General features: G+C 42.6%; 22 protein-coding genes, 1 pseudogene and 2 other annotated features (1 of these 25 running past the window's edge). All 23 genes and pseudogenes read left to right on the top strand.

Translation table 11 applies throughout. The features are described from left to right. Positions 1-54, top strand: partial view of a protein-arginine kinase activator protein McsA gene (locus H7F27_RS20365; protein ID WP_095714843.1) — the 3' end only. 504 nt of this gene lie to the left of the window's left edge; only the last 54 of its 558 coding nucleotides appear in the window; its start codon lies beyond the left edge, outside the window; the stop codon is at positions 52-54. Then, complete coding sequence (locus H7F27_RS20360; protein ID WP_059291687.1) at positions 54-1,145, top strand: protein-arginine kinase McsB; 1,092 nt, start codon at positions 54-56, stop codon at positions 1,143-1,145. Before H7F27_RS20365 ends, H7F27_RS20360 begins: the two co-directional genes overlap by 1 nt. Next, positions 1,142-3,574: an ATP-dependent protease ATP-binding subunit ClpC gene (gene clpC / locus H7F27_RS20355; protein WP_010332750.1), complete on the top strand. Its 2,433-nt coding sequence runs from the start codon at positions 1,142-1,144 to the stop codon at positions 3,572-3,574. Before H7F27_RS20360 ends, clpC begins: the two co-directional genes overlap by 4 nt. A 91-nt stretch (positions 3,575-3,665) precedes the next feature. Then, a complete protein-coding gene (gene radA, locus H7F27_RS20350) occupies positions 3,666-5,042 on the top strand; it encodes a DNA repair protein RadA (protein WP_044153447.1) in 1,377 nt (458 codons plus the stop codon). A gap of 3 nt (positions 5,043-5,045) precedes the next feature. Then, complete coding sequence (gene disA, locus H7F27_RS20345) at positions 5,046-6,128, top strand: DNA integrity scanning diadenylate cyclase DisA (protein WP_003242042.1); 1,083 nt, start codon at positions 5,046-5,048, stop codon at positions 6,126-6,128. Between the two features lie 119 nt (positions 6,129-6,247). Continuing rightward, the gene (locus H7F27_RS20340; protein ID WP_059291688.1) at positions 6,248-7,348 is read left to right on the top strand and encodes a PIN/TRAM domain-containing protein; all 1,101 of its coding nucleotides are present in this window, start codon (positions 6,248-6,250) and stop codon (positions 7,346-7,348) included. Between the two features lie 14 nt (positions 7,349-7,362). After that, entirely contained in the window at positions 7,363-8,061 is a 699-nt protein-coding gene (gene ispD, locus H7F27_RS20335; RefSeq protein ID WP_185848355.1) for a 2-C-methyl-D-erythritol 4-phosphate cytidylyltransferase, read from the top strand. Continuing rightward, the gene (gene ispF / locus H7F27_RS20330; RefSeq protein ID WP_103672508.1) at positions 8,054-8,530 is read left to right on the top strand and encodes a 2-C-methyl-D-erythritol 2,4-cyclodiphosphate synthase; all 477 of its coding nucleotides are present in this window, start codon (positions 8,054-8,056) and stop codon (positions 8,528-8,530) included. Before ispD ends, ispF begins: the two co-directional genes overlap by 8 nt. Before the next feature lie 88 nt (positions 8,531-8,618). Continuing rightward, positions 8,619-10,070 (top strand): glutamate--tRNA ligase, encoded by a 1,452-nt coding sequence (gene gltX / locus H7F27_RS20325; RefSeq protein ID WP_185848354.1) that lies wholly within the window; start codon positions 8,619-8,621, stop codon positions 10,068-10,070. A gap of 2 nt (positions 10,071-10,072) precedes the next feature. Continuing rightward, positions 10,073-10,303, top strand: a binding site (T-box leader). An 80-nt stretch (positions 10,304-10,383) separates the two neighbouring features. Continuing rightward, a complete protein-coding gene (gene cysE / locus H7F27_RS20320) occupies positions 10,384-11,037 on the top strand; it encodes a serine O-acetyltransferase (protein WP_059336716.1) in 654 nt (217 codons plus the stop codon). Further along, positions 11,034-12,434 (top strand): cysteine--tRNA ligase, encoded by a 1,401-nt coding sequence (cysS, locus tag H7F27_RS20315; RefSeq protein ID WP_185848353.1) that lies wholly within the window; start codon positions 11,034-11,036, stop codon positions 12,432-12,434. Before cysE ends, cysS begins: the two co-directional genes overlap by 4 nt. Before the next feature lie 3 nt (positions 12,435-12,437). Continuing rightward, positions 12,438-12,870: pseudogene (locus tag H7F27_RS20310) on the top strand (mini-ribonuclease 3). Next, positions 12,854-13,603: a 23S rRNA (guanosine(2251)-2'-O)-methyltransferase RlmB gene (rlmB, locus tag H7F27_RS20305; protein WP_185848352.1), complete on the top strand. Its 750-nt coding sequence runs from the start codon at positions 12,854-12,856 to the stop codon at positions 13,601-13,603. The pseudogene H7F27_RS20310 and the gene rlmB overlap by 17 nt, the downstream one beginning before the upstream one ends. Before the next feature lie 6 nt (positions 13,604-13,609). After that, positions 13,610-14,122, top strand: coding sequence for a ribosome-dependent mRNA decay endonuclease Rae1/YacP (rae1, locus tag H7F27_RS20300; protein ID WP_044153431.1), 513 nt, complete (start codon positions 13,610-13,612; stop codon positions 14,120-14,122). 62 nt (positions 14,123-14,184) lie between these two features. Beyond that, positions 14,185-14,841, top strand: a complete 657-nt coding sequence (sigH, locus tag H7F27_RS20295) for an RNA polymerase sporulation sigma factor SigH (protein WP_003225758.1) — start codon at positions 14,185-14,187, stop codon at positions 14,839-14,841. 92 nt (positions 14,842-14,933) lie between these two features. Beyond that, the gene (gene rpmG / locus H7F27_RS20290) at positions 14,934-15,083 is read left to right on the top strand and encodes a 50S ribosomal protein L33 (protein ID WP_003156421.1); all 150 of its coding nucleotides are present in this window, start codon (positions 14,934-14,936) and stop codon (positions 15,081-15,083) included. 33 nt (positions 15,084-15,116) lie between these two features. Beyond that, complete coding sequence (gene secE, locus H7F27_RS20285) at positions 15,117-15,296, top strand: preprotein translocase subunit SecE (protein ID WP_010327716.1); 180 nt, start codon at positions 15,117-15,119, stop codon at positions 15,294-15,296. Between the two features lie 183 nt (positions 15,297-15,479). After that, entirely contained in the window at positions 15,480-16,013 is a 534-nt protein-coding gene (nusG, locus tag H7F27_RS20280; RefSeq protein ID WP_010332761.1) for a transcription termination/antitermination protein NusG, read from the top strand. A 167-nt stretch (positions 16,014-16,180) separates the two neighbouring features. Next, positions 16,181-16,606 carry a 50S ribosomal protein L11 gene (rplK, locus tag H7F27_RS20275; protein WP_003156430.1) on the top strand — a complete coding sequence of 142 codons (426 nt, stop codon included), beginning with the start codon at positions 16,181-16,183 and terminating at the stop codon, positions 16,604-16,606. A gap of 94 nt (positions 16,607-16,700) precedes the next feature. Next, positions 16,701-17,399: a 50S ribosomal protein L1 gene (gene rplA, locus H7F27_RS20270; RefSeq protein WP_003225765.1), complete on the top strand. Its 699-nt coding sequence runs from the start codon at positions 16,701-16,703 to the stop codon at positions 17,397-17,399. Positions 17,400-17,446: 47 nt separating this feature from the next. After that, positions 17,447-17,586, top strand: a sequence feature (ribosomal protein L10 leader region). A 64-nt stretch (positions 17,587-17,650) separates the two neighbouring features. Continuing rightward, positions 17,651-18,151 (top strand): 50S ribosomal protein L10, encoded by a 501-nt coding sequence (gene rplJ, locus H7F27_RS20265; protein WP_044153425.1) that lies wholly within the window; start codon positions 17,651-17,653, stop codon positions 18,149-18,151. Between the two features lie 43 nt (positions 18,152-18,194). Continuing rightward, on the top strand, positions 18,195-18,566 hold the full coding sequence (gene rplL, locus H7F27_RS20260) for a 50S ribosomal protein L7/L12 (protein ID WP_003156436.1): 372 nt from the start codon (positions 18,195-18,197) through the stop codon (positions 18,564-18,566). A 90-nt stretch (positions 18,567-18,656) separates the two neighbouring features. Further along, the gene (locus tag H7F27_RS20255) at positions 18,657-19,262 is read left to right on the top strand and encodes a class I SAM-dependent methyltransferase (RefSeq protein ID WP_185848351.1); all 606 of its coding nucleotides are present in this window, start codon (positions 18,657-18,659) and stop codon (positions 19,260-19,262) included. The last annotated feature ends 201 nt before the right edge of the window (positions 19,263-19,463 follow it).

The following is a 19,463-nucleotide window of genomic DNA, read 5'->3' as shown; positions in this document are numbered from 1 at the left end:
CGTTCATTAGAACAGTCACTCAAAAGTACAGATAGTGAGGAGGAACAGGGGTAATGTCGCTAAAGCATTTTATTCAGGACGCATTAAGCAGTTGGATGAAGCAGAAAGGCCCTGAAAGTGACATTGTACTCAGCAGCCGCATACGTTTAGCTAGGAACTTTGAAAATATTCGGTTCCCTACGCGATATTCCAATGAAGAAGCCTCATCCATCTTACAACAGTTTGAAGAACAGTTTTCAGAACAAGAAATTCCCGGTGTCGGCAAATTCCTTTTGATCAGAATGAACGACGCACAGCCTTTAGAAAAACGGGTGCTTGTTGAAAAGCATCTCATCAGCCCTAATTTGACAGAGTCTCCTTTTGGCGGCTGTTTGCTTTCTGAAAATGAGGAAGTAAGCGTCATGTTGAATGAGGAGGACCACATAAGAATTCAGTGTCTTTTCCCAGGATTTCAGCTTCCGCAAGCAATGAAAGCCGCAAACCAAGTTGATGACTGGATTGAGGAAAAGGTTGATTATGCATTTAGTGAGCAAAGAGGTTACTTAACCAGCTGTCCTACAAATGTAGGTACGGGCTTAAGGGCTTCAGTCATGATGCATCTTCCGGCACTGGTTTTAACTAGGCAAATAAATCGAATTATACCGGCTATTAATCAATTAGGCTTAGTTGTTAGAGGAATTTATGGGGAAGGCAGCGAAGCAGTAGGAAATATCTTTCAAATTTCAAATCAAATCACGCTTGGAAAGTCGGAGCAGGATATTGTCGATGACCTTAACAGCGTAGCTGCCCAACTGATTGAACAGGAACGATCTGCCCGAGAAGCGCTTTACCAAACCTCTAAGATTGAGCTTGAGGATCGTGTGTATCGATCCTATGGAGTCTTGTCCAATTGCCGAATGATAGAATCGAAAGAAACTGCAAAGTGTCTTTCAGATGTTCGGTTGGGTATAGACCTAGGCATTATAAAAGGACTTTCAAGCAATATACTTAATGAACTGATGATTTTAACACAGCCGGGATTTTTACAGCAGTACTCGGGAGGCGCTTTGCGTCCGAACGAAAGAGATATACGAAGAGCGGCTCTTATCAGAGAACGGCTTCACTTAGAAATGAATGGGAATAGACAGGAGGATGAATCGATATGATGTTTGGAAGATTTACAGAACGAGCTCAAAAGGTACTGGCGCTTGCACAGGAAGAAGCACTTCGTTTAGGCCATAATAATATCGGCACTGAGCATATTTTATTAGGACTGGTGCGAGAAGGAGAAGGCATCGCTGCTAAAGCACTTCAAGCGCTTGGACTTGGTTCAGATAAAATCCAAAAAGAAGTTGAGAGCTTAATTGGGCGCGGACAGGAAATGTCTCAAACGATTCATTATACTCCGAGAGCTAAAAAAGTCATTGAGCTATCAATGGATGAGGCCAGAAAACTCGGCCATTCTTATGTGGGAACAGAGCATATTCTTCTTGGACTTATTCGCGAAGGTGAAGGTGTGGCTGCGAGAGTGCTTAACAATCTCGGAGTCAGCTTAAATAAAGCAAGACAGCAAGTGCTTCAGCTTCTTGGAAGTAATGAAACAGGTTCATCAGCGGCTGGAACAAACAGCAATGCGAATACGCCTACACTAGATAGCCTGGCAAGAGATTTAACAGCGATTGCGAAGGAAGACAGCCTTGATCCGGTTATCGGCAGAAGCAAAGAAATTCAGCGTGTCATTGAAGTGCTGAGCCGCAGAACGAAAAACAATCCTGTTCTGATTGGGGAACCGGGCGTAGGGAAAACGGCTATCGCAGAAGGTCTTGCACAGCAAATTATCAATAATGAAGTTCCCGAAATTTTACGGGATAAACGCGTTATGACATTAGACATGGGAACAGTTGTTGCCGGTACGAAATATCGCGGTGAATTTGAGGACCGCTTGAAAAAAGTGATGGATGAAATCCGTCAGGCAGGAAATATCATTCTATTCATTGATGAGCTCCATACACTAATCGGAGCGGGCGGAGCAGAAGGTGCCATTGATGCATCCAACATTTTGAAACCTTCACTTGCTCGCGGAGAACTTCAGTGCATTGGTGCGACAACTCTTGATGAGTACCGTAAATATATTGAAAAAGATGCAGCTCTGGAACGCCGTTTTCAGCCAATCCAGGTTGATCAGCCGTCTGTAGACGAAAGCATTCAAATCCTAAAAGGCTTGCGTGACCGATATGAAGCCCACCACCGCGTTTCTATCACTGATGAAGCCATTGAGGCTGCGGTTAAGCTTTCTGACAGATATATCTCTGACCGTTTCCTTCCGGATAAAGCTATTGACTTGATCGATGAAGCGGGTTCAAAGGTCAGATTGCGTTCCTTTACAACGCCTCCTAATTTAAAAGAGCTTGAACAGAAACTTGATGAAGTTCGTAAAGAGAAGGATGCTGCGGTGCAAAGCCAAGAGTTTGAAAAAGCGGCTTCCTTGCGTGATACGGAACAGCGTTTGCGTGAACAAGTGGAAGATACGAAAAAATCATGGAAAGAGAAGCAGGGACAGGAAAACTCAGAGGTTTCTGTGGATGATATTGCGATGGTTGTATCCAGCTGGACTGGGGTGCCTGTATCAAAAATCGCTCAAACTGAAACTGATAAGCTTCTTAATATGGAGAGCATTCTTCATTCCCGTGTCATCGGCCAAGATGAAGCTGTTGTAGCCGTTGCTAAAGCGGTCAGACGTGCAAGAGCAGGGCTAAAAGACCCTAAACGCCCAATCGGCTCATTCATTTTCTTAGGCCCTACAGGTGTAGGTAAAACGGAGCTTGCACGGGCACTTGCTGAGTCTATCTTCGGTGATGAAGAAGCCATGATCAGAATTGATATGTCTGAATACATGGAAAAACACTCGACTTCTAGACTTGTAGGTTCACCTCCAGGGTATGTGGGATACGATGAGGGCGGCCAATTAACAGAGAAGGTAAGAAGAAAACCATACTCTGTTGTGCTTCTTGATGAGATTGAGAAAGCGCACCCTGACGTCTTCAATATCCTCCTTCAAGTACTTGAGGACGGACGATTGACTGATTCTAAAGGCCGTACAGTTGATTTCCGCAACACGATTCTGATCATGACGTCAAACGTCGGAGCAAGTGAGCTGAAACGCAACAAATATGTCGGCTTCAACGTTCAGGATGAGACGCAAAATCATAAAGACATGAAGGATAAAGTGATGGGTGAGCTGAAACGTGCGTTCAGACCGGAATTCATCAACCGTATTGATGAAATTATCGTCTTCCATTCACTCGAGAAAAAACATCTGGCTGAAATCGTGTCATTGATGTCTGATCAATTAACGAAACGTCTTAAAGAACAGGATCTTTCTATTGAATTGACGGAAGCTGCGAAAGCAAAAGTCGCAGAAGAGGGCGTGGACCTTGAATATGGTGCCCGCCCGCTCAGAAGAGCCATTCAAAAACATGTGGAGGATCGTTTATCTGAAGAGCTGCTCAGAGGTAACATTCATAAAGGACACCATATCGTTCTTGATGTAGAAGATGGCGAATTTGTCGTAAAAACGACTGCTAAAACGAATTAATATAGAAGACGAAAATGAGGCATACAGCATGTAAGTGTATGCCTCAATTTCGTATCAAGAAATAGAACAAGGGAGAGGTCTTACACTATTTATGGCTAAAACAAAATCCAAATTCATCTGCCAATCCTGCGGCTACGAGTCTCCAAAATGGATGGGGAAATGTCCGGGCTGCGGTGCTTGGAATACAATGGTGGAAGAAATGATTAAAAAAGCACCGGCCAATCGGAGAGCGGCTTTTTCTCATTCTGTTCAAACCGTACAGAAACCTTCCCCCATAACATCAATCGAAACATCAGAAGAACCCCGGGTTAAAACACAGCTCGGCGAGTTTAACAGAGTGCTCGGCGGCGGTGTGGTGAAGGGCTCACTTGTTTTAATTGGCGGGGACCCCGGCATCGGAAAATCGACCTTATTACTGCAAGTATCCGCTCAGTTATCTGGTTCAACACGTCATGTCCTGTACATTTCAGGAGAAGAATCGGTAAAACAAACAAAATTAAGAGCAGACCGTCTGGGCATAAATAATCCCTCACTGCATGTTTTATCCGAAACCGATATGGAGTATATTTCGTCTGCTATAGAAGAGATGAATCCAGCGTTTGTGGTTGTTGACTCTATTCAAACGGTCTATCAAAGCGATATTACATCGGCTCCCGGCAGTGTGTCACAGGTAAGAGAATGTACAGCCGAGCTGATGAAAATTGCAAAGACAAAAGGTATTCCGATATTTATTGTAGGTCACGTAACAAAAGAAGGATCCATCGCGGGGCCGAGACTGTTGGAGCATATGGTTGACACTGTTTTATACTTTGAAGGAGAACGTCACCATACTTTCCGAATCTTACGGGCTGTAAAAAACCGCTTTGGTTCTACAAACGAAATGGGTATTTTTGAAATGCGGGAAGAAGGGCTTACTGAGGTACTGAATCCTTCAGAGATCTTCTTAGAAGAGCGTTCGGCGGGATCTGCGGGGTCGAGCATAACGGCTTCTATGGAAGGTACAAGGCCGATTCTTGTTGAAATTCAGGCGCTCATCTCGCCAACAAGCTTTGGCAATCCGCGGCGCATGGCAACAGGGATAGATCATAACAGGGTGTCACTGTTAATGGCTGTGTTAGAAAAAAGAGTAGGGCTGCTGCTGCAAAATCAGGATGCATATTTGAAGGTAGCGGGCGGCGTCAAACTTGATGAACCTGCGATTGATCTTGCTATAGCGGTCAGTATCGCATCAAGCTTTAGAGACACACCTCCAAATCCTGCAGATTGCTTTATAGGAGAAGTGGGATTAACCGGAGAAGTCCGCCGGGTATCAAGAATTGAACAGCGTGTAAAAGAAGCGGCAAAGCTTGGTTTTAAACGCATGATCATACCTGCGGCAAATCTGGATGGATGGACGAAACCAAAAGGGATTGAGGTCATCGGAGTAGCAAATGTTGCAGAGGCACTTCGTACTTCATTAGGAGGATAATAGATGGAAAAAGAGAAAAAAGGGGCGAAACATGAGTTAGACCTGTCTTCTATTTTGCAGTTTGTTGCTCCTGGAACACCGCTCAGAGCGGGGATAGAAAATGTACTGAGAGCAAATACAGGCGGTCTGATTGTTGTTGGATATAATGATAAAGTAAAAGAAGTGGTGGATGGCGGTTTCCACATTAACACTGCTTTTTCTCCGGCGCATTTATATGAACTGGCTAAAATGGATGGTGCGATTATTTTAAGTGATTCTGGTCAAAAAATCCTATATGCCAATACACAATTGATGCCTGAAGCCACAATTTCTTCGTCAGAAACAGGAATGCGGCACCGCACCGCCGAAAGAGTAGCTAAGCAAACCGGCTGTCTCGTTATCGCAATTTCTGAGAGAAGAAATGTCATAACGTTATATCAGGAAAGTATGAAGTATACACTTAAAGACATAGGATTTATTTTAACAAAAGCGAACCAAGCCATTCAAACTCTAGAAAAATATAAAACAATTCTGGACAAAACGATTAATGCACTAAACGCATTAGAGTTTGAGGAACTCGTTACATTCAGCGATGTTCTGTCTGTGATGCACCGTTATGAAATGGTGTTGCGAATCAAAAATGAAATCAACATGTATATCAGGGAACTGGGAACAGAAGGTCATTTGATTAAGCTGCAGGTCATCGAACTGATTACTGATATGGAAGAAGAGGCTGCTTTATTTATTAAGGATTATGTGAAAGAAAAGATTAAAGATCCATTTGTCCTTTTAAAAGAGCTGCAGGATATGTCCAGCTACGATTTGCTTGATGATTCCATTGTTTATAAGCTGCTTGGTTATCCGGCTTCTACAAATCTTGATGACTATGTTCTGCCTAGAGGATACAGGCTGCTAAATAAGATTCCGCGCCTTCCGATGCCGATTGTGGAGAATGTGGTGGAGGCATTTGGAGTACTGCCGAGAATTATTGAGGCCAGCGCAGAAGAATTAGATGAAGTAGAGGGTATCGGTGAAGTACGAGCCCAAAAAATCAAAAAGGGCTTAAAACGCCTTCAAGAGAAGCATTATTTAGACAGACAGCTATGATTTTCGGTTAAAACCATATCTTTACGGGTATATTATTGTTGGTTTTTGTTTATTCTGATATTCGTAGGTTGCGTAAAATCTTGTGAAATACAATAATTTTCTTTAAAGGAGGTGGGGGTATGTTAAAACGAATAGTTCAGGCGTTCTTCATTATCTTCGGCGGCGTTGTTGGTATATTTTTAATACCTGAATTGTTTGTACTGTTAAGTTTACAGGACATACCTTTAATAACAAACGCATATACGTCTGCGGCAATAGGTGCAATTATCTTTTTCCTCATCAGTATATGGGGTACAGATTACGTTGTGAACTGGGTTAAGTGGATAGAGGATTCATTATTAAAAGCGCCGGTTCCAGATTTGTTATTTGGAAGTCTTGGCTTAGTATTTGGACTTATAATTGCTTATCTTATCGTAAACGTTATTCCTTTAGACAATATACCTTACCGCATACTCAGCACAATCATCCCTGTGTTTTTAGCTTTCTTTCTCGGTTATCTTGGCTTTCAGGTGGGCTTTAAGAAAAAGGATGAATTGATCAGCCTATTCTCCATTTCCGCCAGAATGCAAAAGAAAAAAGGAACAGCTGATGAAGAGCACGAGGTCCAAGACAAAAAGCTGAAAATCCTGGACACAAGTGTTATTATTGATGGGAGAATTGCAGATATTTGTCAGACTGGTTTTTTAGAGGGAATTATCGTGATTCCGCAGTTTGTCCTTGAGGAATTGCAGCATATCGCTGACTCCTCAGATGTGTTAAAACGCAACAGAGGGCGCCGCGGTCTTGATATCCTGAACCGCATTCAAAAAGAATTAGATATTAAAGTTGAAATTTATGAAGGTGACTTTGAAGATATCCAGGAGGTTGACAGCAAGCTGGTCAAACTCGCTAAACTGACATCCGGAGTCGTTGTGACGAATGATTTTAATTTAAATAAAGTGTGCGAGCTTCAGAAGGTAGCAGTGTTAAACATTAATGACCTTGCCAACGCGGTCAAGCCTGTTGTGCTTCCGGGTGAGGAAATGAATGTTCAGGTCATTAAAGACGGCAAAGAGCATAATCAGGGAGTCGCTTACTTGGATGACGGCACTATGATTGTCGTTGAAGAAGGACGGAATTATATCGGCAAACACATTGATGTTCTCGTCACAAGCGTGCTGCAGACAGCAGCGGGACGAATGATTTTTGCCAAGCCTAAGCTGTTGGAGAAGGCGCTGTAAAGGGAGAAAGAACAATGAATTATGATGTGGTAATTCTTGCGGCCGGACAGGGGAAACGGATGAAGGCAGGGAGAAATAAACTGTTTATCGAGCTGAAAGGAGACCCGGTTATCATTCACACTTTACGGGTGTTTGACAGCCATCGTCCGTGCGGCAGAATCATTTTGGTGATTAACGAGCGCGAACGGGACGACTTTCAGCAATTGCTGAACCAATATCCGTTTCAAACCGCTATCGAGCTTGTAGCAGGCGGAGATGAACGCCAGCACAGTGTTTATAAAGGGCTCAAAGCCGTTAAACACGAAAAGATTGTCCTCGTTCACGACGGCGCTCGTCCTTTTATAAAGCATGAACAGATTGACGAACTGATTGCAGAAGCGGAGCAGACCGGAGCGGCCATCCTGGCTGTTCCGGTAAAAGATACGATTAAACGCGTTCAAGATTTAGAAGTCAGTGAGACGATTGAACGTTCAAGCTTGTGGGCTGTCCAAACGCCACAAGCTTTTCGTCTTTCTTTATTGATGGAGGCTCACGCTGAGGCAGAGCGCAGAGGGTTTTTAGGAACCGATGACGCCAGTCTCGTCGAACAGCTGGAGGGCCGTTCGGTTCGTGTTGTAGAAGGTAACTATACAAATATTAAGCTGACGACTCCTGATGATTTAACGTCAGCTGAAGCTATCATGGAAGCAGAAAGTGGGAATAAACATGTTTAGAATCGGACAAGGTTTTGATGTGCACCAATTAGTAGAGGGCCGGCCTCTCATTATCGGCGGAGTTGAAATCCCGCATGAAAAAGGATTGCTCGGACATTCTGACGCGGATGTATTATTGCACACCGTTGCTGACGCATGCCTCGGAGCTGTCGGGGAGGGCGACATCGGCAAGCATTTCCCTGATACAGATCCGGAGTTCAAGGATGCTGATTCGTTTAAATTACTTCAGCATGTCTGGAGGATTGTGAAACAGAAAGGGTATGTACTTGGAAATATTGACTGTACGATCATTGCACAGAAGCCGAAGATGGCGCCGTACATAGAAGACATGAGAAAAAGAATCGCTGAAGGGCTTGAGGCAGAGGTTTCCCAAGTGAATGTTAAAGCGACCACGACCGAAAAGCTTGGATTTACAGGAAGAGCGGAAGGAATAGCGGCTCAAGCCACAGTGCTGATACAAAAAGGCTAACTTGTTTTGATGCCCGGTCTATTTGGTGGTAGAATAGATGCATACATTTAGCCTGAGGCCATACATGAGATGAAAGGAAGTATTTGAAATGGGAAACGAAGTACGCGTCCGTTATGCACCGAGTCCAACAGGACATTTGCATATTGGAAATGCCAGAACGGCGCTTTTTAATTATTTATTTGCCCGCAATCAAGGCGGCAAGTTTATTATCCGTGTTGAGGACACTGATAAAAAACGCAACATTGAGGGCGGAGAACAAAGCCAGCTCAACTATTTAAAATGGCTTGGCATCGACTGGGATGAGAGTGTGGATGTCGGCGGAGAGTACGGCCCATACCGTCAGTCCGAGCGTAACGATATCTATAAGGTTTACTATGAAGAGCTGCTTGAAAAAGGGCTTGCTTATAAATGTTTCTGTACAGAAGAAGAACTTGAAAAAGAACGTGAAGAGCAGATTGCCCGCGGAGAGATGCCGCGTTATTCCGGAAAGCACAGAGATCTGACTCAGGAAGAACAGGAAAAATTCCTTGCAGAGGGCAGAAAGCCGAGTATTCGTTTCCGTGTCCCTGAAGGAAAAATCATTGCGTTTAATGATATTGTAAAAGGTGAAATTTCTTTCGAATCTGATGGCATCGGCGACTTTGTTATTGTGAAAAAAGACGGAACGCCGACTTATAACTTTGCAGTAGCTGTGGATGACTATCTAATGAAAATGACGCACGTGCTGCGCGGTGAGGACCATATTTCGAATACACCAAAACAGATCATGATCTTTCAAGCGTTCGGCTGGGATATTCCTCAGTTCGGCCACATGACGTTGATTGTAAATGAAAGCCGTAAAAAGCTCAGCAAACGTGATGAATCGATTATTCAATTCATTGAGCAATATAAAGAGCTTGGCTACTTGCCGGAGGCGCTGTTCAACTTTATCGGCCTGCTGGGCTGGTCGCCGGTGGGAGAAGAAGAGCTTTTCACAAAAGAAGAGTTTATTGAAATTTTTGATGTAAATCGTTTATCTAAATCACCAGCTCTGTTTGATATGCATAAGCTGAAATGGGTCAACAACCAATATGTGAAAAAATTGGATCTTGATCAGGTTGTTGAGCTTACGCTTCCGCATCTTCAAAAAGCCGGCAAAGTTGGCAATGAACTATCTCCTGAAGAACAAGAATGGGTTCGCAAACTGATTTCTCTATATCATGAGCAATTGAGCTACGGTGCGGAAATTGTTGAGCTGACTGATTTGTTCTTTACGGATGAGATCGAGTATAATCAAGAAGCAAAAGCTGTTCTAGAAGAAGAACAGGTGCCTGTAGTACTCAGCACATTCGCTGCGAAGCTTGAAGAGCTGGAGGAGTTCACTCCGGACCAGATCAAAGCTTCTATCAAAGCAGTGCAGAAAGAAACAGGTCATAAAGGGAAAAAACTGTTTATGCCGATCCGTGTTGCTGTAACAGGCCAGACTCACGGTCCTGAGCTTCCGCAATCAATTGAACTGATCGGAAAAGAATCTGCAATTCAGCGGTTGAAAAATATCTAAATAGATGATTGTTGACAGGGAAGAGTATAAAGCTTTAGACCAATACAGAAAGGATCTTCATTGGCTGAGAGAGATCCAGGAGTCGGGTTTTAGAAGTGCGCCCTTAAGACCTTTGAAGAACGTTTTTCGAAACCAGTATTCAAAGGCGGCCGCCGCCGTTACAGGCTGAAGTTGGGAGAGCAGGAGTCTGCTTTTCAAACAGAGTGGAACCGCGCGGTCAAAGCGTCTCTGTCATGTTTACATGCAGAGGCGCTTTTTTTATTGGGTCTAGAGGAAATAGATAGATGATAGCGGGTAGAATGGGGGGAAGCATGTGTTTTTTAAAATGCTCAAAGAAGACATTGATACGGTGTTCGATCAAGATCCTGCAGCACGAAGTTATTTTGAAGTGATTTTAACTTATTCCGGTTTACATGCTATATGGGCGCATCGGATTGCACATGCTTTATATAAACGAAAATTTTATTTCCTTGCACGCCTTATATCTCAGGTGAGCCGATTTTTTACAGGAATTGAAATCCACCCAGGGGCTACGATCGGAAGAAGATTTTTCATAGACCATGGGATGGGGGTTGTCATTGGGGAGACATGTGAAATCGGCAATAACGTAACCGTTTTTCAGGGGGTTACCCTCGGAGGAACGGGGAAAGAAAGGGGAAAAAGGCATCCGACAATTAAAGATGACGCATTGATAGCGACAGGTGCTAAAGTGCTCGGTTCAATAACTGTCGGTGAAGGCTCTAAAATAGGGGCTGGTTCAGTTGTGCTGCACGATGTTCCGGACTACTCTACAGTTGTCGGCATCCCGGGAAGGGTTGTCGTGCAAAACGGCAAGAAAATCAAACGGGATTTAAACCATCAGGATTTACCCGATCCGGTTGCTGACCGGTTTAAGTCTTTGGAACAGCAGATTTTAGAGCTGAAGACGGAACTTGAAGACAGAAAAGAAAGGATTAATCAAAAATGACAATCACTCTTTATAATACATTGACTAGACAGAAGGAAACGTTCGTTCCTCTTGAAGAGGGAAAAGTAAAAATGTACGTGTGCGGACCTACGGTTTACAATTATATTCATATTGGAAATGCCCGTCCGGCCATCGTTTATGACACGGTTCGAAACTATTTGGAGTATAAAGGCTACGATGTCCAATATGTCTCTAACTTCACAGATGTAGATGATAAATTAATTAAAGCGGCAAATGAACTTGGTGAAGATGTTCCAACCATTTCTGAGCGTTTTATTAAGGCATACTTTGAAGATGTGGGCGCTCTTGGCTGCAGAAAAGCGGACCTTCATCCGCGCGTCATGGAAAACATGGACGCGATTATTGATTTCATAGATCAGCTGGTGAAAAAGGGCTATGCTTATGAATCTGAAGGAGATGTTTATTTCAAAACAAGAGCATTTGAGGGATACGGAAAGCTCTCGCAGCAATCGATTGATGAATTGAGATCTGGCGCGCGCATCCGAGTTGGCGAGAAAAAAGAAGATGCTCTTGATTTCGCTCTGTGGAAAGCGGCTAAAGAAGGAGAAATCTCTTGGGATAGCCCTTGGGGGAAAGGACGTCCGGGCTGGCACATTGAATGCTCTGCGATGGTGAAAAAGTACTTAGGTGATCAAATTGATATCCATGCAGGCGGCCAGGATTTAACATTCCCTCACCATGAAAATGAAATTGCTCAATCAGAAGCGCTGACTGGCAAAATATTTGCGAAATACTGGCTTCATAACGGCTATATCAATATCGATAATGAAAAAATGTCAAAATCACTCGGCAACTTTGTGCTTGTGCATGACATTATTAAACAGCATGATCCGCAGCTGCTCAGATTCTTTATGCTGTCTGTTCACTATCGTCACCCAATTAACTATTCAGAAGAGCTTCTGGAGAACACAAAGAGCGCGTTTAACCGGTTGAAAACAGCGTACAGCAACCTTCAGTACCGTTTAAACAGCAGCACGAATTTAACAGAAGATGATGATAAATGGCTTGCAAAGATTGAAGAACATCGAACAGCATTTGAAGAAGCAATGGATGATGATTTTAATACAGCGAATGCCATTTCTGTTTTATTCGATTTGGCGAAGAATGCGAACTATTATCTTCAGGAAGATCATACGGCAGATCACGTTATTACAGCGTTTATTGACATGTTTGACCGAATTGTTTCTGTCCTCGGTTTCTCACTGGGTGAGCAGGAGCTTCTGGATCAAGAGATTGAAGATTTGATTGAAAAAAGAAATGAAGCGCGCCGCAATCGTGATTTTGCTCTGTCTGATCAGATCCGCGACCAGCTGAAAAGCATGAATATCATTCTTGAAGATACGGCTCAAGGCACTCGCTGGAAACGGGGAGAATAACGGATGCTTGATTTTGAAACGATAAAAGATTCAAAGCAGCTTAACGGCCTTGCGCTTGCTTATATAGGTGATGCCATTTTTGAAGTTTATGTGAGGCATCACCTGCTTAAGCAGGGATTTACCAAACCAAATGATCTTCACAAGAAATCAAGCCGGATCGTATCGGCAAAGTCACAGGCTGAGATCCTTTTCTTTCTGCGGAATCAATCCTTTTTCACGGAAGAAGAGGAAGCGGTGCTGAAAAGAGGCAGAAATGCCAAGTCGGGAACGATACCTAAAAATACAGATGTGCAGACGTACCGCTATAGTACAGCATTTGAAGCACTGCTGGGCTATCTTTTTCTTGAGAAAAAAGAAGAAAGACTGAATCAGCTTGTTGCTGAAGCTATACAATTCGGAACGGTCAGGGAGGAAAACAAATGAGTCAGCAACATGATTACGTCATAGGAAAAAATGCAGTGATCGAGACGTTAAAATCAGATCGCAAGCTGTATAAGCTGTGGATGGCGGAAAACACCGTAAAGGGACAAGCACAGCAGGTGATTGAGCTTGCGAAAAAGCAGGGCATCACCATTCAATACGTCCCTAGAAAAAAACTCGACCAAATTGTGACGGGGCAGCACCAAGGTGTAGTGGCGCAGGTCGCAGCGTATGAGTACGCGGAACTGGACGACTTATATAAAGCGGCAGAGGGAAGAAATGAACAGCCTTTCTTTCTCATTCTGGACGAGCTTGAGGACCCTCATAATCTCGGTTCAATTATGAGAACAGCTGATGCAGTCGGCGCCCATGGCATTGTCATTCCAAAACGCAGAGCTGTCGGTCTGACAACTACAGTGGCAAAAGCTTCAACAGGCGCAATTGAGCATATTCCAGTGGCGAAGGTCACCAATTTGGCGCGAACGCTAGAGGAAATGAAAGAGCGGGGAATCTGGGTTGTCGGAACGGATGCATCCGCGCGGGAGGATTACCGCACAATGGACGGCAGCATGCCTTTGGCTCTCGTCATCGGAAGTGAAGGAAAAGGAATGGGACGCCTGATTAAAGAAAAATGTGATTTTCTTATTAAACTCCCGATGGCAGGTAAAGTTACTTCACTCAATGCATCTGTAGCGGCGGGGCTTTTGATGTATGAAGTCTACCGGAAGCGAAACCCTCTGGGAGAATAATGATCAATGGATATCCTGTTAGTAGACGGATACAACATGATTGGAGCCTGGCCGCAGCTGAAGGATTTAAAAGCGAATAGTTTTGAAGAGGCGAGAGACGTACTGATTCAGAAAATGGCGGAATATCAATCGTATACAGGAAACAGGGTTATTGTCGTATTTGACGCGCATCTTGTGAAGGGAATTGAGAAAAAACAGACTAACCACAGAGTTGAAGTGATTTTCACAAAAGAAAATGAGACTGCGGATGAGCGGATAGAAAAGCTGGCACAGGATCTGAATAACATTGCGACTCAAATTCATGTTGCGACCTCTGACTACACTGAGCAGTGGGCGATTTTCGGACAAGGGGCATTGCGAAAATCGGCCCGGGAGCTCTTGAGAGAGGTAGAAGCGATAGAAAGGCGAATCGAAAGGCGGGTAAGAAAGATCACTTCCGAAAAGCCAGCGGGTAAAATTGCTTTATCGGAAGAGGTTTTGAAAACGTTTGAAAAATGGCGGAGGGGCGACTTAGATTAAGTTGACGCTTTTTTGTCCAGTAATGTATAATATTTCTATCTACGTGCGCCGGGGGGATCGGAGTGAATCTACAGAACAACAAGGGAAAATTCAACAAAGAGCAGTTTTGCCAGTTGGAGGACGAGCAGGTCATTGAAAAGGTTCATGTTGGGGACAGTGATGCGTTAGATTACTTGATTACGAAGTACCGAAACTTTGTTCGTGCAAAAGCAAGATCCTATTTTTTAATAGGTGCGGACAGAGAAGATATTGTTCAGGAAGGAATGATAGGCCTCTATAAGTCTATTCGTGACTTCAAAGAGGACAAGCTTACCTCTTTCAAAGCTTTCGCAGAATTATGTATTACCCGCCAAATTATTACCGCAATAAAGACAGCTACTCGCCAGAAACACATTCCTTTGAATTCCTACGTCTCATTAGATAAACCGATTTTTGATGAAGAATCAGATCGAACGCTGCTTGATGTCATTTCGGGAGCGAAAACGTTAAACCCAGAAGAAATGATTATCAATCAGGAAGAATTTGATGATATTGAAATGAAAATGGGAGAACTTTTAAGTGATTTAGAGAGAAAAGTACTTGTATTATATCTAGACGGAAGAAGCTACCAAGAGATTTCAGATGAGCTGAACCGCCATGTCAAATCGATCGATAACGCCCTTCAGCGAGTCAAACGCAAGCTGGAGAAGTACCTGGAAATTCGCGAGATCAGTTTGTAATAGGGATTTATGGTATATTGACAGTATTTTTCTGACTATGATATGTTACTTAAGATAAGAACTAATGTCTATTTAGAAAAAGGTGTAATGACATGAGAAAAAAGATTACGTTAGCATGCAAGACATGCGGAAACCGTAACTATACGACAATGAAGAGCTCTGCATCAGCGGCTGAGCGATTAGAAGTAAAGAAATACTGCAGTACTTGCAATTCACATACAGCTCATCTTGAAACAAAATAGTGTTTGCGCTTTTAAATTGTGGAGGTCTTTTACATGCGTATTATGAGATTCTTTAAAGATGTTGGGAAAGAAATGAAAAAGGTAAGCTGGCCTAAAGGAAAAGAGTTAACTCGCTATACCATCACGGTTATTTCAACAGTTATCTTTTTTATTATCTTTTTTGCCCTCCTTGACACAGGAATTTCTCAATTAATTCGTTTAATAGTTGAATAATGATCAGCAATACGTGCTATAATAGATCATAATATCACTTGCCAAAACCCGTTCAGCGGGTTTTTTATTGTGGGTTAAAAATGAAAGTTATCATAGGCTTACCGCCTATTTATTGCATGAAGCGTTATGGTAGTACACTAAAACCAAATGCGGGGAGGGAAGGACTGGACAGTCCTGAAGAGAATGGAAAAGAATTGGTATGTTGTTCACACGTACTCTGGTTATGAGAACAAAGTAAAAGCCAACTTGGAAAAACGTGTTGAATCAATGGGGATGCAGGATAAGATTTTTCGTGTAGTCGTACCTGAAGAAGAAGAGACGGATATCAAAAACGGCAAGAAAAAAGTCGTCAAAAAGAAAGTATTCCCTGGTTATGTCCTTGTTGAAATCGTCATGACGGATGATTCTTGGTATGTTGTCCGCAACACACCTGGTGTTACTGGATTCGTAGGTTCTGCCGGCTCTGGTTCAAAACCGACGGCGCTTCTTCCTGGCGAAGCAGAAACCATTCTGAAGAGAATGGGTATGGACGAACGCAAAACTGACATTGACTTTGAATTAAAAGAGACAGTGAAAGTGATAGACGGACCTTTTGCCAACTTTACGGGATCAATTGAAGAGATTGACTACGATAAAAGCAAGGTTAAAGTTTTCGTTAATATGTTCGGCCGTGAAACGCCGGTTGAGCTGGAATTTACCCAGATCGACAAATTGTAATGTGAAAAAACTTGAAATTGCTATATATAAATGATAATATAGCAAAGGTACGTCTTGGACTTATCCAAGGCAGCTAGCTTGATATTTCATCATTCATATAAAGAATGAAACCTTGAGTGGGAGGGTTTACCCTATTACCACATCACGGACTTAAGGAGGTGTGTCTCGTGGCTAAAAAAGTAGTAAAAGTTGTAAAATTGCAAATTCCTGCTGGAAAAGCTAACCCAGCGCCGCCAGTTGGACCTGCACTAGGTCAAGCCGGTGTTAATATCATGGGATTCTGTAAGGAGTTTAACGCTCGTACAGCTGACCAAGCTGGTTTAATCATTCCTGTTGAAATTTCGGTTTACGAAGACCGTTCATTTACATTTATTACAAAAACTCCACCTGCTGCAGTATTGCTTAAAAAAGCAGCTGGAATTGAGTCTGGTTCTGGTGAACCAAACCGTAATAAAGTGGCAACCGTTAAGCGCGATAAAGTACGCGAAATCGCTGAAACGAAAATGCCTGACTTAAACGCAGCAGACGTTGAAGCGGCAATGCGCATGGTTGAAGGTACTGCACGCAGTATGGGTATTGTAATCGAGGATTAATTTGTTTCTTGTCGGGTTGCGAGTTTTCACAAGTTCGCAACCCTTATTCGTGGGAGGTTATTCCGCTATAACCACATAAGGAGGAAATTTTAAAATGGCTAAAAAAGGTAAAAAGTACGCAGAAGCTGCTAAGCTTGTAGATCGTGCGAAAGCTTACGATGTTTCTGAAGCAGTAGCTCTTGTTAAAAAAACAAACACAGCTAAATTCGACGCTACAGTTGAAGTTGCATTCCGTCTAGGGGTTGACCCTCGTAAAAACGACCAGCAAATCCGCGGAGCAGTTGTGCTTCCAAACGGAACTGGTAAAACTCAGCGCGTTCTCGTTTTCGCAAAAGGCGAAAAAGCGAAAGAAGCTGAAGCTGCTGGTGCAGATTACGTTGGAGATACTGACTACATCAACAAAATTCAACAAGGCTGGTTCGATTTCGATGTAATCGTAGCTACACCTGACATGATGGGTGAAGTTGGTAAAATCGGTCGTGTACTTGGACCAAAAGGTTTAATGCCAAACCCTAAAACTGGTACAGTTACTTTCGAAGTTGAAAAAGCAATCGGCGAAATCAAAGCTGGTAAAGTTGAATACCGCGTTGATAAAGCTGGAAACATCCATGTTCCTATCGGTAAAGTTTCTTTCGAGGATGAAAAACTTGTTGAGAACTTCACAACAATGTATGATACAATCCTGAAAGCAAAACCTGCTGCAGCAAAAGGTGTTTACGTGAAAAACGTTGCTGTAACTTCTACTATGGGACCTGGTGTCAAAGTAGATGCTTCAACTTTCAACGTAAAATAATATTGACATGAATTCAACATTCTGATATGATTCAAAATGTTGTAAAATATAATATATCATTTATACCGTAGACAGTAGGGGCTTAACAGCTTAATATCCTACCGAGGTGTATATTATCACAGCTATTACGTTACGTATGCTTGTATATACAGCCTCCATGTCTCATGGAGGCTTTTTATATGGAATCCGTTTCTCAGTCGTGATCACCTGACGGTATAAGTGTTACACAAGAATCTACAGGAGGTGTAACCATGAGCAGCGCAATTGAAACAAAAAAAGTTGTTGTTGAAGAAATTGCTTCTAAATTAAAAGAAAGCAAATCAACGATCATCGTTGATTACCGCGGACTTAACGTTTCTGAAGTAACAGAACTTCGTAAACAGCTTCGTGAAGCTAACGTTGAGTTCAAAGTTTACAAAAACACAATGACTCGCCGTGCGGTTGAACAAGCTGAACTTGATGGTTTGAATGATGTCTTAACTGGACCGAATGCAATTGCATTCAGTACTGAGGATGTTGTCGCTCCAGCTAAAGTTCTTAACGAGTTTGCTAAACAGCATGAAGCTCTTGAAATCAAAGCTGGCGTTATCGAAGGTAAAGTTTCTACTGTTGAAGAAGTGAAAGCTCTTGCTGAACTTCCATCACGCGAAGGCTTGCTTTCTATGTTGCTTAGCGTACTTCAAGCTCCAGTTCGCAACCTTGCTCTTGCTGCAAAAGCTGTGGCAGATCAAAAGGAAGAACAAGGCGCTTAATCTAATCAGTTTTTAAAAATCAAAACAAATGGAGGAATTACAAATGGCTTTAAATATCGAAGAAATCATTGCTTCCGTTAAAGAAGCAACTGTACTTGAATTGAACGACCTAGTAAAAGCAATCGAAGAAGAATTTGGCGTAACTGCTGCTGCTCCTGTAGCTGTAGCTGGCGGAGCTGCTGCAGGCGGAGCTGCTGAAGAGCAAAGCGAATTCGACCTTATCCTTGCTGGTGCAGGTTCTCAAAAAATCAAAGTTATCAAAGTTGTACGTGAAATCACTGGTCTTGGCTTGAAAGAAGCTAAAGAACTTGTTGACAACACTCCAAAACCACTTAAAGAAGGTATTGCTAAAGAAGAAGCTGAAGAGCTTAAAGCTAAACTTGAAGAAGTTGGCGCTTCTGTAGAAGTTAAGTAATCTTCACTTGCCTGTAGGGGAAGCTCGCTTTTATGAGGCGGGCTTTTTCTTTGCCATTCTTTAAGTTATGAAAAAAAGGAGGTTCTAATAATGAGTGAGCACTATTATTCAGAAAAACCTTCAGTAAAAAGCAACAAACAAACATGGTCTTTTAGGCTTCGAAACAAGGAGTTTACGTTTACCAGCGACAGCGGTGTTTTTTCTAAAAAGGAAGTCGATTTTGGCTCGCGCCTGCTGGTCGAATCTTTTGAAAAGCCTGAAGTTGAGGGCAGCTTTCTAGATGTGGGCTGCGGCTATGGCCCGATTGGATTATCGCTGGCCAGCGACTTTAAAGACCGGACCATCCACATGATTGATGTTAATGAAAGAGCCGTAGAGTTATCAAATGAAAATGCAGAACGAAACGGAATAACAAATGTTGAGATTTACCAAAGCGATTTGTTTTCAAACGTTGACTCTGCTCAAACATTTGCTTCTATTCTTACAAATCCCCCAATCCGAGCCGGAAAAAAAGTTGTCCATGCTATCTTTGAGAAAAGCGCTGAACACTTAAAAGCTTCAGGTGAATTGTGGATCGTCATACAGAAAAAACAAGGTGCGCCTTCTGCCATTGAAAAGCTTGAGGAACTGTTCGAAGAAGTTTCTGTCGTTCAAAAAAAGAAAGGCTATTATATCATAAAAGCAAAAAAAGTTTGACTCGGTATTTTGGCTATGTTAATATTATAAAATGCCAATGTATATATTTAGATTGATATGATGAAATGTCAATATCTATGTATAAATTATACAAGTATGGAAATGCTAATAAAATCGGTATTTGTTTTTGGATGTGGTTTTCTTAATTAGAAACCCTTTTTTCTTTTGTCTTGTAAAAGTGTTTTCTTTCTTTGGAAGAAA

The organism is Bacillus sp. PAMC26543, assembly GCF_014250375.1.
Lineage (GTDB): Bacteria > Bacillota > Bacilli > Bacillales > Bacillaceae > Bacillus > Bacillus halotolerans.
The sequence above is the reverse complement of the archived record's forward strand: the minus strand, read 5'-3'. Positions and strand labels throughout refer to the sequence as shown.